At 59.9% G+C, this 14,618-nt stretch carries 11 protein-coding genes; 8 read left to right on the top strand and 3 right to left on the bottom strand.

Annotated features, from left to right (window positions below; all coding sequences use genetic code 11):
* Positions 1–101: 101 nt before the first annotated feature.
* From C5750_RS21395 to C5750_RS21365, 7 genes are all read left to right on the top strand, one after another.
* Positions 102–1,097: a substrate-binding domain-containing protein gene (locus C5750_RS21395; RefSeq protein ID WP_105736538.1), complete on the top strand. Its 996-nt coding sequence runs from the start codon at positions 102–104 to the stop codon at positions 1,095–1,097.
* The gene (locus tag C5750_RS21390) at positions 1,094–1,894 is read left to right on the top strand and encodes a deaminated glutathione amidase (RefSeq protein WP_105736536.1); all 801 of its coding nucleotides are present in this window, start codon (positions 1,094–1,096) and stop codon (positions 1,892–1,894) included. Before C5750_RS21395 ends, C5750_RS21390 begins: the two co-directional genes overlap by 4 nt.
* A gap of 40 nt (positions 1,895–1,934) precedes the next feature.
* Positions 1,935–2,831 carry an ABC transporter substrate-binding protein gene (locus tag C5750_RS21385; protein WP_105736534.1) on the top strand — a complete coding sequence of 299 codons (897 nt, stop codon included), beginning with the start codon at positions 1,935–1,937 and terminating at the stop codon, positions 2,829–2,831.
* Positions 2,828–3,805: an amino acid ABC transporter permease gene (locus C5750_RS21380; RefSeq protein WP_105736532.1), complete on the top strand. Its 978-nt coding sequence runs from the start codon at positions 2,828–2,830 to the stop codon at positions 3,803–3,805. Before C5750_RS21385 ends, C5750_RS21380 begins: the two co-directional genes overlap by 4 nt.
* A 14-nt stretch (positions 3,806–3,819) precedes the next feature.
* On the top strand, positions 3,820–4,599 hold the full coding sequence (locus C5750_RS21375) for an amino acid ABC transporter ATP-binding protein (RefSeq protein ID WP_105736770.1): 780 nt from the start codon (positions 3,820–3,822) through the stop codon (positions 4,597–4,599).
* 221 nt (positions 4,600–4,820) lie between these two features.
* Positions 4,821–5,819 carry a hypothetical protein gene (locus C5750_RS21370; protein WP_130502070.1) on the top strand — a complete coding sequence of 333 codons (999 nt, stop codon included), beginning with the start codon at positions 4,821–4,823 and terminating at the stop codon, positions 5,817–5,819.
* A gap of 6 nt (positions 5,820–5,825) precedes the next feature.
* Positions 5,826–6,737, top strand: coding sequence for a methyltransferase domain-containing protein (locus tag C5750_RS21365; protein WP_105736528.1), 912 nt, complete (start codon positions 5,826–5,828; stop codon positions 6,735–6,737).
* On the opposite strand, the gene C5750_RS21360 is transcribed toward C5750_RS21365, so the two are convergent.
* The 3 genes from C5750_RS21360 to C5750_RS21350 all read right to left on the bottom strand — a co-directional run bounded on the left by C5750_RS21360 (position 6,738) and on the right by C5750_RS21350 (position 12,281).
* A complete protein-coding gene (locus tag C5750_RS21360) occupies positions 6,738–7,526 on the bottom strand; it encodes a TIGR02186 family protein (protein WP_105736526.1) in 789 nt (262 codons plus the stop codon). It lies immediately after the preceding gene.
* Entirely contained in the window at positions 7,523–8,458 is a 936-nt protein-coding gene (locus C5750_RS21355; protein WP_105736768.1) for a sulfite exporter TauE/SafE family protein, read from the bottom strand. The genes C5750_RS21360 and C5750_RS21355 overlap by 4 nt, the downstream gene beginning before the upstream one ends.
* 373 nt (positions 8,459–8,831) lie before the next feature.
* Positions 8,832–12,281, bottom strand: a complete 3,450-nt coding sequence (locus tag C5750_RS21350) for an SEL1-like repeat protein (protein WP_105736524.1) — start codon at positions 12,279–12,281, stop codon at positions 8,832–8,834.
* A 535-nt stretch (positions 12,282–12,816) separates the two neighbouring features.
* Between C5750_RS21350 and C5750_RS21345 the strand changes: the two genes are divergently transcribed.
* Complete coding sequence (locus tag C5750_RS21345) at positions 12,817–14,610, top strand: acyl-CoA dehydrogenase C-terminal domain-containing protein (RefSeq protein ID WP_105736522.1); 1,794 nt, start codon at positions 12,817–12,819, stop codon at positions 14,608–14,610.
* Positions 14,611–14,618 lie beyond the last annotated feature (8 nt).

Here is a 14,618-nt window from a genome sequence, read left to right as displayed (position 1 = left end):
CATCCCTCTTTTAAATGTTCAGTAACGTAATAGTATTTGATCAGTCAATAATGAACATTTAGCTTCCCTCACGAAAACCGAAATTGCAATGAGGAAATGTCTTGCGTATCACTGTTCGACTGGCTGTCCGCGATTGGGATTATTATACGCCGCTGGCGTTGGGTGACGTCACGTCCGAGAGGCTTGATGTCAAAGTCGACCGGGTCGGCACGCTGATCGGCAATGTCGCAGCCGATCCGCACCATGATGCGGCCGAAATGTCCTTCAGCCGTTATGCGTCGGCGCGGGCCAATGGTGAGACCGATGTCATTGGCGTTCCCAACTTCGTCATGCGCGGCTTTCGCCATCGCTGCATCATCACGGCCAGAAACAGTCCGGTCACCCGGCTGGAACATCTGGCGGGCAAGAAGATTGGCGTGACCGGCTGGCGCGATTCCGGCAATACCTGGACCCGCGCGGCGCTTTCCCATTCCGGCGTCGGTATCGAGGATGCATTCTGGTTTGCCGGCCGCCTCACCGAGGCTCATCCCATCACCGACAGGCTCGATGGTTTTGGCCGCCCTGGCCGCATTGAAGCGGTGCCGGGCGAGCGGCCGATGATGCAATTGCTGGAAACCGGCGAGCTTGACGCCGTGTTCACGCCGTTCATGCCCGAAGGCTTTTTTGGCCCTGCGTCCAAATTCCGCCACGTGCTGACGGATTTCCGGGCGGAGGAACTCGCCTATTTCCATGAGGTTGGCTACGTTCCCGGCATGCATCTCCTTGGGCTGAAGGCATCCTTTGTGGCCGAGCATCCCTGGCTGCCGGAAGAGCTCAGCAATCTGCTGGATGAATCGCAGCGCGTCTGGCTGGAGAAGCGGCGCAAATATGCCGACACCACGCCATGGATCATCGATGAGCTTGGCCACGTCGCCCGGGATTTGCCTTCTCACTGGAACGACAGCGGTTTTGCCGTCAACGAACGGATGATCGCTGATTTTGCCGAACAACTGCACCTGCAAGGATTGACACCGATGCTTCTCTCACCCGCCGACCTTTTCCCGCATCACAGTGACCAGATGTCCGGCTCCATCAGCCGCACGGGAGTTCCGGCATGAGGGTCGCTCTGGGCCAATTTGCCGTCAGCAAGGTCTGGCAGGAAAATGCCGACATCTGCACAAAGCTGATGCGCGATGCCCATGCGGGCGGCGCCGATCTGCTGGTCCTGCCGGAAGGCATTCTTGCCCGCGACATCACCGATCCGGATATCGTGCTGAAGACGGCGCAGCCGCTGGACGGCCCGTTCATGACGCAATTGCTGGCCGAAAGCCGCAACAGCGACATGACCGTGATGATGTGCGTGCATGTCCCGACCGGCGGTCAGCGCGTCTTCAACAATCTGGTGACCATCCGCCGCGGCGAAATCGTCGCCCAATATCTGAAGCTTCATCTTTATGACGCTTTTGCCGCCAAGGAATCCACCAATGTGCAGCCGGGCGGTGAAATTCCCGGTCTCATCGACATTGCAGGGCTCAAGCTTGGCCTCATGACCTGTTACGACCTGCGCTTCCCGGAACTGGCGCGCCGCCACGCGGTGGATGGCGCGGACGTGCTCATCCTTCCCGCCGCATGGGTCAAGGGCCCCGGCAAGGAGGCGCATTGGGAGGTGCTGGTGACGGCGCGGGCGCTGGAAAACACCTGCTACATCGTTGCCGTGGGTGAGTGCGGCGAGCGCAATATCGGTGCCAGCATGGTGGTGGACCCGCTCGGGGTGGCCGTTGTGCGGGCGGGGGAAGGCCCTGCGCTGATCTTCGCCGATATCGATCCCAAGCGCATCAGTCATGCGCGTGCGGTACTGCCGGTTCTTGCCAACCGCCGTTTTGCCCGGCCCGAACTGGCCGGTACGACCGCCTGAACGCAATAGGTTTTCAAGAGATATAAAAAGGGGAACAATAATGAAACTCAAACACCTGACCTTTACCGCGCTGTTTGCGGCAACTCTCGCCGCTGCACCCGCAATGGCCGCGGAGGTGACCATCGCCAAGCAGACGGTCAATGAGGCCTTGCGGGCCAAGCTGCCCGAGGAAATCCGCAAGGCCGGAAGCATCACCTCGGTCAACAACGGTTCCTTCCCACCCTATGAAATCGTCACGGGCAACACGGAAATGCAGGGCGCCAGCGCCGATCTGACCAAGGCTGTCGGCGAGCTGTGGGGTGTCGAGATCAAGCATGCGACGGTCAGCGGCCTTCCGGCGCTGTTGAGCGGCATCAATTCGGGCCGTTACCAGTTCGCCATGGGTCCGGTGGGCGACTACCCCTCGCGCCAGGGCGCCAATGACTTTGTCGATTATGTGCAGGAGTTCGTGGTGTTTGCCGTACAGAAGGGCAATCCCAAGGGCATTACCTCGCTCGACAACACCTGCGGCAGCCGCATTGCCGTCATGGCGGGTGGTTCGGCCGAAAAGGTCATCAAGGAGCAGGCGGAAAAATGCACCAAGGATGGCAAGGCAGCCATCGAGGTCCAGTCCTTCACCGACCAGCCCACCTCGATCCTGGCGGTCCGCTCAAAGCGGTCCGATGCCTTCTTCTCCTCGCAGGCGCCACTGATCTATTTCGTCGAGCAGGCCAATGGCCAGCTCGAGCTGACGGGAACCGGCCTGAAGAACGGGTTCGACGATATTTTCCAGGGCGCCGTGGTCGCCAAGGGTTCGCCACTTGGCGGCATCTTCCTGGAAAGCATCAAGACCCTCATGGACAATGGCACCTATGCTGCCATTTTGAAGAAGTGGGGCCTTGAGAAGAACATGTTGAAGGAGCCCGGAATCAATCTCGCGGGCAAAGCTGCAAAATGACCCAAAACACGTCAACACTGGCATCGCCCGCAAAGGGCGATGCAGAGGCAGTGCTTCGCGATGTGGCGAACGCGCATAAGCCCTTTCGCACGGATCGCTGGCTCCTGTGGGGCATCACGCTCCTGATTGCCGCGAACTTCCTCTGGATCGTCGCCAACAACCAGAATTTCGGCTGGCCGATCGTGTTTCAATGGTTCACCGAAGCCACTGTTCTGCGCGGCCTCTACGTTACGCTGGGCCTGACCGTCGTCGCCATGGCCATCGGCGTGGTCATCGGGCTGGTCCTTGCCATTGCCCGCATGTCGAACGACCGGCTGGCAAGTTCCCTGGCGGGTCTTTACATCTGGTTCTTCCGCGGGACGCCGCTGCTGGTCCAGTTGATCTTCTGGTACAATCTCTCGACGCTTTTCCCGGAGATTTCCATTGCCATTCCCTTCGGTCCGACACTGGCGAGCTGGAACACCAATGATCTGATCACGCCGATGACGGCAGCCATTGCCGGCCTTGCGCTGAACGAGGCAGCCTATATGGCTGAGATTATTCGCGGCGGCCTCCTGTCGGTCGACAAGGGCCAGATTGAAACCACCGAAGCTTTCGGCATGACGCGCACCCGCGCCCTCTGGCGCATCATCATTCCCCAGGCCATGCGCTCCATCGTGCCGCCGACCGGCAATCAGCTGATCAGCATGATCAAGGCAACGTCACTCGTCAGCGTCATCGCCATGGCCGATCTGCTCTATTCGGTGCAGGCGGTCTATAACCGGACCTTCGAGGTCATCCCGATGCTGATGGTGGCGGTGATCTGGTACCTGTTCATCACGTCGATCCTCAATGTCGGGCAGGGTTTCATCGAGCGCTACTATGGTCGCGGCGAACGGGGTTCTTCAACAACCAGGAAGCAGGATAAGGTTGCCGCTGCTGCGTTGAGCGCCGCAAAGGCAGTGCCGGCCCTGGCGCAGGAGGCAAGCAAATGACCGCGCAGTTTTCCATGAACGGCACCGAACCGGGCGAAGCGCTGGTGCGGGCCCGCAATGTCCACAAGTCGTTCGGCGACGTGGAGGTATTGAAGGGCATTGATCTCGATGTTGCCCCGGGCGAAGTCGTGGTTGTCCTCGGCCCCTCCGGTTCAGGCAAGTCCACGTTCCTGCGCTGCATCAACCATCTGGAGGCCATCGACCGCGGTTCCATTGTCGTGGCCGGCGAACAGATCGGTTACTCCCTGCGCAATGGCCGGCTCAACAAGCTGCCGGCGCGGGCCATTGCCGTGCAGCGGCGCCAGATCGGCATGGTGTTCCAGCAGTTCAACCTCTACCCGCATATGACCGCCTTGCAGAACATCATCGAAGCGCCCATCGGCGTGCACAGGCAAAGCCGCAAAGAGGCTACGGAACTTGCCATGGAACTGCTGGCCCGCGTCGGGCTGACTCACAAGGCCGATGCCTATCCCCGGCAATTGTCCGGCGGTCAGCAGCAACGCATCGCCATCGCACGGGCACTCGCAATCCGCCCCAAGCTGATGCTGTTCGACGAGCCGACCTCGGCGCTCGATCCGGAACTGGTTGGCGAAGTGCTGGCGACCATGCGCGATCTGGCTGACCAGGGACTGACGATGATTGTGGTCACGCATGAAATCGGTTTTGCCCGGGAAGCTGCTGACCGGGTGGTCTTCATGGATGGCGGCTATATCGTCGAACAGGGCAAACCCGAAGACGTTCTCGGCAACCCGCAGCATCCCCGCACACGGGCGTTTCTGAGCCGTTTCATCTGAATATCGATCTCCCGGCCGTCCGCTCGCGTTCGATGCCGGGGATATTCGCTTTGTATAGAGCGCCAATTCGGGCGAAAACCGCCATCATTGCGCCGCGGTAGTCTTGAATAAGCAGTCAAATCGTCTATGCCTAGCCGGGTCATACGCGCTGCTTTGAAGGGGAAATCGTCGAGTTGGAAGCGATTGAACAAGCCATCCGAAATGCTTTCGCCAAAGCGGATGTGAGCAACCCTGCCGTTCGTCAGAAGATTTACGAATCAGCCTGGACCGCGCATGAGCGTTCGCTGATCGCCAATGGTGCGCTGGATGAGACCGAACGTGAAGAGCGCCGGGAGCATCTCAAAGCCACGATCACACGCATAGAGGGTGAATCGCGCGATGCGCCGCGTGTCGCACCGGAACCCGTCGCGGAACGGCGCGAGCCGTCCATGTCGGCGGGCCCCGCACAATCCAGGCAGGCGGCGTCCAGCCGTGTCGAACCATCCATGGGCGGATCGCTGGATTCCGACCTTGGCCCGGCGGACAACAGCCGTGCCGACAATTACCGGCCCGCCTACAACCAGCCGCGCGTGAAGAAGACCCGCGAACGCCAGAAGGCGCGTGGCCTGACGAAATTCGTCATTATGGTGGCCATTCTGCTGGTGGCGATCGGTCTTCTCTGGCTTGTTGCATCGGGCCTTATCAATTCGAAGCCATCCGGCAGCACACCGCCTGCGTCGAGCGCTGGTCCTGCCGTTGGCAGCCACGAGCCGATGAAGGGCGGGCAGCTTGCCGCGGAAGGCAATTGGATTTCCATTTTCGACCCGTCCGACATGACCCGCGTTTCGATGGCAGGCAGGGCGACAGCCAGCGTTGCCGGCGACAATTTGCAGAAATTCGTGCGGATCAAGTCTCCGGGCCAGAACGATGACATCAGCTTCCAGGTCGGGCAGGGCGTTCTGCAGCAACTGGCGGGTAAGCACGCCATCTTCGATATCATCGCCAAGGCGGAGGACGGTTCGGCGACGCAGATGGCGGTCAGCTGCGATTTCGGTGCCCTCGGCGATTGCGGACGCAAGCGCTACGACGTGACCGATGCAAGCAACGAGTATCTGTTCGAATTGCAGTTTCCGGAAGGCAAGAAGCCGGGTGCGGGTGGTATCATCAAGATCAACTCGGATATTGCCCGCACGGGAAAAGCGATCGATATCTTTTCCATCCGCGTGCTGGTCGCGAACTGAACCAGCATGGCGCGGGCGTTCCTGTCCTCGGGTGATCTGATTGCGGACCGCCGCGCTTCCTATGCTGATATGCTGTTTGAGTCCGGTGACCATGTGGCCGCCGCCGATCTGATGCGGCAGGCGCTGGACATCGTGCCGGCATGGACCGCCGGGCTCTATCGCCTGGGCGAAATGGAGGAAGCTGCGGGTGACGAGGATGCGGCAGCCGAAACGTGGCGGCGCCTGCTGGAACTCGACCCCGATGACCGCTTCGGTGCCACGCTGAAACTGGCGGCCTCGGGCTATGCGGTGGTGCCGGACAATCCGCCGACGGCCTATGTCGAGACCCTGTTCGATGCCTATGCCCCGACCTTCGAGGCGGCACTTCTGGAAAAGCTGCACTATCGCGTGCCGGAACTTTTGGCCAAGGCCATCAAGGCGGCCGCGCCCGGAAGACACTATCAGTCCATGCTCGATATCGGCTGCGGCACAGGGCTGATGGGTGATTATTTCCGGGCGGATGTGAACCATATGGCCGGTATGGACCTCTCCGAGGCCATGTTGCAGAAGGCCGAGGAAAAACATGTCTATGACCGCCTCTTCAAAGGTGATGTCAATGAACTCCACTATCCCGCAGGTTCGGCCGATCTCATTATCGCTGCGGATGTGTTTGTCTATGTCGGCGATCTCGACAGGGCCTTTGCCCGTCTGGTTGAGGTGCTTGGCCCTGATGGGCTCTTTGCCTTTTCAGTTGAAACCCATGCCGAAGATGGCGAGCTGATCCTGCAATCCTCGCTGCGCTACACCCATTCGGAAGAGTATGTCCGCCGCCTCCTGGCCGAACATGGGCTTGCCCCGGTAACGATCGGGCGCGAGGCGATCCGCTTTGACCGCGGCGAACCCCTGCAGGGCCTGATCACCGTTGCCAGGCGCGCCTGATCAGTCTTTCCGGAACATCAGGCGGCCCATCCAGCCGGTAATCACGGCCAGAAACACGGCAAACAGGCCGTAGAGAAGGCTGTTCTCATGCGCAGCCTTGTAGATGCGGTATTCCAGCCCGGCTTTCACGATATTGAGGCTGGTCGAGCTTTCGCGCAGGAATTCGCCGTTGCGGAACAGAAAGGCCCGCGCCTGATGCTTGCCGACCGGCACATTGGCAGGCAGGGACAAAGTTGCGCGGAACAGGGTCGATGACAGGAACTGCACCTCACCCGGACGCTGGCTGTAGAGGCTCTGCTTGAGTTTCAACCTTGGCAGTTCCTTGGTGAATTCCCGCAGCGATGCGCTGGAACTGAATCCGTCGGGCATCGGCTCGTAATAGATATTGTTCACGCCGAGGGCCAGTTGGGCAAATATCTTGGGAACGGCAATATCCTGGAGGTTTCGTGTCGAGGCCAGCGAATAGGACGCCGGAATATGCTGGAACGTTACCGATTCCGCATTGATCCAGACGCCGAAGAACCGGTCCTTGCGCCGCACAACGAAATCGCGTTCTGGGCCTTGCAGGATCACGACGATATCATAGCGGCCTTGCCGCTGGATCAGCGGGTCGGCATTGTCGAGCGCGCCGAAGACAGTCAGGTCCGTGCCGCGAAAGCCCGAGGTGATGGCAATCGTGTCGGTCGACAGGCCGATCTCGACGGTTTCCTTGTTGCCCGGTACCTGTTGCGCCGCGGCTGTGGACAGCGATGCCAGGATGAGAAGAAGGGTGGCTGCCAAAGCTCTCATGATGCCCCCGGGGCCGCCAGCGCAATGGCGATCGAATAGAGATCATCCGGGGTCACAAAGAGTTCGATGGCAAGGCGCAGGCCCACGGCCAGAACCAGCGTGGCGAGCAGCGCGCGCAATTGCTCGCCGCGCAGTTTTTGCCCGATGCGGGTGCCGTATTGCGCGCCGATGACGCCGCCGCTCATCAGGAGAAAGGCCAGCACGATATCGACCGACTGGTTGGTCGTTGCCTGCATGACGGTGGTAAAAGCCGTCACGAACACGATCTGGTAGAGCGATGTCCCGATAACCACATTGGTCGGCACTTTGAGAAGATAGATCATGGCCGGAACCATGATGAAGCCGCCGCCCACACCCATGATCGAGGACAGGAAGCCGATGGCTGCGCCAAGCGCCAGGATCGGGATGATGCTCACATAGATCTTCGAGGCGCGAAACCGCATCTTGAAAGGCAGGCGGTGCACCCAATTGTGCTGTCCCGGTTTCTTGAGGCTGGCAAGCTGTCCGGCCCTTGTCCGGCGCATGGATCTGACGCTTTCCAATAGCATGAGCCCGCCGATCGTGCTCAGGAAGATCACGTAGAGCAGGGACACGATCAGGTCGAGCTGGCCGAGTTCGCGCAGCAGGACAAAGACGTAAATGCCGATGCCTGCGCCCGCCACGCCGCCAATGACAAGCAGCGTCCCCAGTTTGACGTCGAGCGTGCCACGCTTGAAATGTGACAGCGCGCCTGTGAAGGACGAGGCAATGACCTGGTTTGCGCCGGTGGCAACAGCAACGGCGGGCGGGATGTTGTAGAAGATCAGCAGCGGCGTGATGAGGAACCCGCCGCCGACGCCGAACATGCCCGACAGGAATCCAACTGCTGCCCCCATGCCGAACAGCACGAAGATATTGACCGAAATCTCGGCTATTGGCAGGTAGATTCCCAATTCAGACCCCGAACCCATCACGGCGTTGTGGCGATTGTTCGCACACCAGTGGAACGAATTTGACATTCGCGCCCCATTTGACATCACGCGCACCACGCGAATGTCAAATTCAAAGTTCCACTGGAACCATATACTTCCTAGTGGTCCTATGATTCTGACATTTGCCTGAATGGCTTGTATCAGAGGAATGCAAATGTCAGAATCGGACCACTAGAATGACAGTAATTCTTTAATGCATTCTGCGCGCAGGCTGACACAGGATGCTTTAAGTTTCTTGCCCTCAGCCGCGCGCCGAGTCAAACAATGACTGCTGGGGCGTCAGCGTGTTGCCCCAAACACGAACCCGTGTGTCGCAACAGTCGCCTTGGCCGGTTCAGGTGTTCTTTTCGAGCAGCCGCTTGACCAGGTCCTTGTCGATATTGCCCGTTGGCTTCAGGCCGTTGCTCTTCTGGAACGCCATGATGGCATCGCGGGTTTTCGCGCCCATCCTGCCGTCCGACCCGCCCGCATCATAGCCATTCTTGTTGAGAATCAGCTGAATGTTGCGGATGGCCTTTTCCATATTGATGGACCCGGTGGTGGCCGGGCTCTCGCGCCATTCCTCCGGAACGCTCAAGGCATTGGTATCCGGATTCATCTGTTTTGGCTTCCACAGCTCGGTGGCTTCGCGCGCCCGTGTCAGCTGATCGGAGGTCATGGCCTTTGCCACTTCATCGCGCTTCTGGCCGGCATCCTTGTCGCCAGCGTTGGCGGCGAGGGCAAACCACTTGTAGCTCTCTTCCAGATTCTGCCGCATCCCCATGCCCTTGGCCGACAGGATGGCGAGATTGAACTGGCTGTCCTTCACGCCAAGTTCGGCCGCCCTGGTAAACCACATGACCGCGGATTCATTGTCCGGCGCACCATTTGCACCGGCTGCGAACAGCACGGCCAGATTGTGCATCGCGCTGGCATTGCCCTGTTCGGCGGCCAGTTGGTAATAGGTCTTTGCCTTGGCGAGATCGCGCGGAACACCGAGGCCTTTTTCGGCAAAATTTCCCAGGCGGTATTGTGCCGGTGCAAAACCCTTGTCGGCCGCAAGCGTGTACCACTCGGCTGCCTTGGCGTAATCGCTCTGGACACCCCGGCCTTCCATGTAGCGGTCGCCGATTTCAAACAGAGCCTTGGTATTGCCGCTGGCCGCCGCTTCGCGCAGGGGTTCCGGGCCTGCTTCGGCCGGAATGGCGGGAATCTGGCTGACATTCGCATCGACCTTCGCTGCCGCCGGGACATTCGTGCCGGAAGTCTGGGCGGCAATCAGGCTGCCCACGGTTTCCTGCGTTGGTGCGGGTGCAGCGGCTTGGTCCTCGTTCGGGGTGCTTCCGGCAGCAGTTTGTGGGGCGGGGGCAGGCGCGGACGGCGCCGGTGCCGCCGGAGCCGCGGATACGGCCACCTGCGCCTTGGGTTCGGCCGCCGGCACCATCGGTGCTGCAACGGAACCGGTATCGCTGCTCATCGCCGCCGGACCGCTGAAGAAGGCGTTCTTCAGCTGCAGGCCCGCGATCGCGATCATGATGGCGCCAATGGCGAGGAGAATGGGCTTGCGCTGGCGGACCAGGAGGCTGCCCTTCTTGCCTTCAACGCTGTCCTTGCGGCCAGAACCGCGTGTCTGGCTTTCGACTTCAGCCGCCGCTGCCTGCGCAGCGCGGCGGGCTGCGGCGATGAAATCCGCCTTGCCAATGCCTGTATCGCCCGCCAGGTGCATCTCGCGGCGTTCGTCGCGCACCCGCTTGAGGATGGAGTTGAGATCCGGCATGCCCGAGCCGGGTTCAAGCGGCCGGTTGAGAATCTCGGCGTCAAGATCAGCCTTGTCGTCGTTTTTTTCATCGCTGCCGATTGTCTCGATGACCGGTTCCCGGTGCGCCTGTTCCTGTCTGCCGCGGGATTTCATGCCGCGCGTGAGGCTGCCCAGCAGGGATTTGCGTGCCGGAGCCGCTTCGTCCATGGCCTCGGCATCGTCTACGGCCATTGTCATGTGCGCCGAAACATCATCCAGCTTGGAAAAGACCGGAGCTTCAAAAGCGGCCTCGGCGTCGCGGTAGGGCGTTTCATAGGCGTCAACCGTGGCCTTGGCTTTGGGGGCCGCGGCAACATGTGATCCGGCAGCCGCGCCATTCTCCAGCGAGCCAAGGCGGTCTACGATCTTCAAAAGCGTGTCGTGGATGGCTTCGAAGGTCTTGGAGTTGCGGTCTTCCGATTTGCGGGCAAGGCCTTCCAGGGTTTTCAGATCGTCGGCAAGCTCGCGGGCAATGACGCCGTCATGGGCATTGCCGAAATTGGCCGAATTGCGGATGGCTTCCGACGCCGCCTGGCGTGCAGCTTCCACGACGAAGTCGCGGTTCATGGCCATCGATTCCTCGATGGCATCAAGGCGCGGCGGGATGGCGGCAAATTCCGCATAGCGATCGTTGGAATGGGAGAGGTGTTCGGCAAGACCGGCAATCTGCAATTCAAGATTGCGGATTGCATCGTTCGAACCTTCGGACTGCGGCACATTCTCGGCGATATAGCGTGCCATGTCGTCGAAGCGGGCTTCGAGATTGTCGGTCAGCCGGATGTCGCTGTGCTCGGCCATCATGTGATGATCGTCGAGACGGCGGGTCAGCTCTTCGAAGCGCTGGTCGATCTGGTGCATGAATGCCGGATCGGCAGCCGGCGCCTGCTGGGGCGCTGTTTCCAGGCGGTGGATGACGTGCAGGACCCGGTCTTCCAGATCGCGGAAATCGGAAATGCTGATGGAGGCCGGTGTGTTTTCGAGATGACGGGTGACGGACGACAGCTGTTCCGACAGCGCGTCAAGATTGACCGCCGGCGTTGCGCGCATCGCCGCCAGATGATCAACGCGCTCGGCCAGTTCGCCCATGCGCTGCAGGATTGTGTCCGAGGTGCGGTCATAGGCAACCGCCTCGACCTTGCTGCTCAGGGTTGCGATGCGCGCTTCAAGGCGCTCGAATGCATCGGTGTCAATGTGATTTGCGTGGGCAGGACGGGCCGTTGCCACGATGGCGCGGCTGATTTCATCGAGCCGCTCATCCATCTGGCGCATGAAATCGCCATTCACGCCGGATGTCCCCGTGCGCGACATCTGCTCCACCGCGCTGGCCAATGTCTTGAGCTTGTCTTCGACTTTCTTCAGCGGAATTGACTGCGGCAGTACATCCACCGCCTGGCGGATCTGGTCGAGCCGCCCGCCCAGCGGATGATCCTGACGGAACGCATCGAAGCGTTCATCCATCGCATCCCAGCGATTGTTCAGGTTTTTGACCGATTCTTCGCGGGCGAGCGTCGTGACCGTGCGCTTCAATTCATCGAGATCGCCGCGCAGCATTGACAGATGGCCATTGTCCGCGCGGCCGGTCCTGTCGTTCAGGTTGCGGCTTGCGGTTGACTGGTGCAGGCGCTGCAAGGTTTCCGTGTGCGGTTCGGCGGAAGGCCGGGCCGGCGCGCGGGCATCGTCGCGCATTTCCTCGCGCAACTGCTTGATGCGGGCAGCAATGGCCGAAAGGTCATGCTTGCCTTTCTGGGGCTTGCTGGCAAAGGACGGCAGGTCGTCGGATGGCTTGTGTTTCGGCGCTGATGCCGCGCCCGCGCGGGAAGCCAGTGCGGCGAAGCGGTCGGCAATATCCGTCTGGTCCTGGTCGACATCCGGATAATCCGGCTCCATCGTCTCGCGCAGCTGGCTTTCCAGCGCTTCGAGCGTGCGGTTGATACTGTCCAGCGATGTGGTCTCGCGGCGTGACCGGTTCACATTGACCTGTTCCAGTAGTGACCTTTGGTTCGTCATGGACGCCTGCTTTGCCGTGTTTACGCCGGTGATCCGGCGGGTTAATTCTGTTTCACGGGGCAGGTCCGGACGCGCTGGCGATGTTCGCCTGCCACCCTGGCCTTGTCTGGTCTCGGTCTTCCGAAGTTCAAGAATGCGTTCTGCACATTGCCAATCCGGAAAGCCGGGACCGTTTGCCCCATGCGGTCCGACAAGCCGTGAAAAACAAATCACTCATAGACACGGTTCACCGACACCGTGACATTGGCGAAACGTGGTAAACAACTGGTTAAGAGATGGGCTGCAACCGTTAAAAATGTGATACGCTGGCATTGTAATTCATAGACGCGGCACCGGCCGAAATCGCTTGAATCCATCTCTCATCGCCATCGTCCCGTTAAACAGGGCATCCCATTCAGAAAGATTGATCCACAGGAGCAAAACTTCACAAAATTTTGACGTTTACGGAAACGTCAAAATTTGCTAGAGAGATGGAAAATCCGACGGCACCGAAGTCTCCGGGCCGTTTTGCTCGTTTATGTTTTGGAGGAAACTGATGCCGAGTTATCGCGCGCCCGTCGAAGACACGCTTTTCATTCTGAACGATGTCCTGGGCTATGAACGCTACAACAATCTGCCAGGTTTCGCCGATGCATCGCCGGATATCGTCGCGGCAATCCTGAGCGAAGGCGCCAAGCTGGCCGAAAACACGCTGTTTCCGATCAACCAGTCCGGTGATCATGAAGGCTGCGTGCGTCATGCGGACGGCACGGTCACCACACCCAAAGGCTTCAAGGCCGCTTTCGACCAGTACCGCGAGGGCGGCTGGATGAGTTTGGCTGTACCGGCGGAGTTCGGCGGTCAGGGTCTTCCCTATGCGCTGCATGTTGCCGTTGGCGAATATATGTCCTCGGCCAACATGGCGCTGGTGATGTATCCCGGCCTGACGCAGGGAGCGATCGCCGCGATCCTGACCCATGGCACCGACGACCAGAAGCAGACCTATCTGCCCAAAATGGTCGATGGCACCTGGACCGGCACGATGAACCTCACCGAGCCGCATTGCGGCACCGATCTCGGCCTGCTGCGCACCAAGGCTGTGCCCAATGCCGATGGTTCCTACAAGATTTCCGGCCAGAAGATTTTCATCTCCGCCGGCGAGCACGACATGTCGGAAAACATCATCCATCTGGTGCTTGCCCGCATCGAGGGCGCGCCGGAAGGCGTGAAAGGCATTTCCCTGTTCATCGTGCCGAAGTTCAATCTCGACGACAGCGGCAATGCCGGTACGCGCAACGGTGTCTCCTGCGGTTCGATCGAAGAGAAGATGGGCATCCACGCCAATTCGACCTGCGTGATGAACTATGACGAAGCCACGGGCTACCTGATCGGCGGCGAGAACAAGGGCCTGCGCGCCATGTTCACGATGATGAACGAGGCGCGTCTCGGTGTTGCGCTGCAGGGCTTGTCCATCGGTGAAATCGCCTACCAGAACGCGGTGGAATATGCCCGCGAGCGTCTCCAGGGCCGTTCGTTGACCGGACCGAAAGCGCCGGACAAGAAAGCTGATCCGCTGATCGTTCACCCGGATATCCGCCGCATCCTGATGACGATCAAGTCGTTCAATGAAGCGGGCCGCGCCTTCATCCTGTGGTCCGCGCTCAAATCCGATGTCGCGCATCGTTCCGACGACGAGGGTGACAAGCAGATTGCTGATGATATTCTCAGTCTGATGACCCCCGTTCTCAAGGGTGTCCTGACGGACAAGGGGTTTGAACATGCTGTCATGGCGCAACAGGTCTATGGCGGTCACGGCTACATCGAAGAACACGGCATGAGCCAGTATGTGCGCGATGCGCGCATTGCCATGATCTATGAAGGTGCCAACGGCGTTCAGGCGCTCGATCTCGTTGGCCGCAAGCTTGGTGCCAATGGTGGCCGTGCCGTGATGGCGTTCTTCAAGGAAGTCGGCGATTTCTGCGAGGAGAACCGCGGCGATGAAAAGCTTGCCTTCTTCACCAAGCATCTGAAGAAAGGCCTCAATGATCTTCAGGCCGCCTCGATGTGGCTGATGCAGAACGGTATGGCCAACCCGGACAATGCCGGGGCCGCGTCGACCGATTACATGCATCTGTTCGGTCTGGTATCGCTTGGCTACATGTGGGCACAGATTGCCAAGGCATCCCATGCGAAACTGGCAGACGGTGCCGAAAAAAAGGATTTCTACGAGACCAAGCTCGTCACCGGGAAATTCTTCATGGAACGCGTCATGCCGGAAACATCGGCGCATCTCGCCCGTATCCAGACCGGCGCGGACACGATGATGGCGCTGACGGCGGAGGCATTCTGATTGATGCA

It is taken from the genome of Phyllobacterium myrsinacearum, from assembly GCF_002980555.1.
Lineage (GTDB): Bacteria > Pseudomonadota > Alphaproteobacteria > Rhizobiales > Rhizobiaceae > Phyllobacterium > Phyllobacterium myrsinacearum.
Note: the sequence above shows the minus strand (reverse complement) of the source record. Positions and strands in the feature narration are given on the sequence as shown.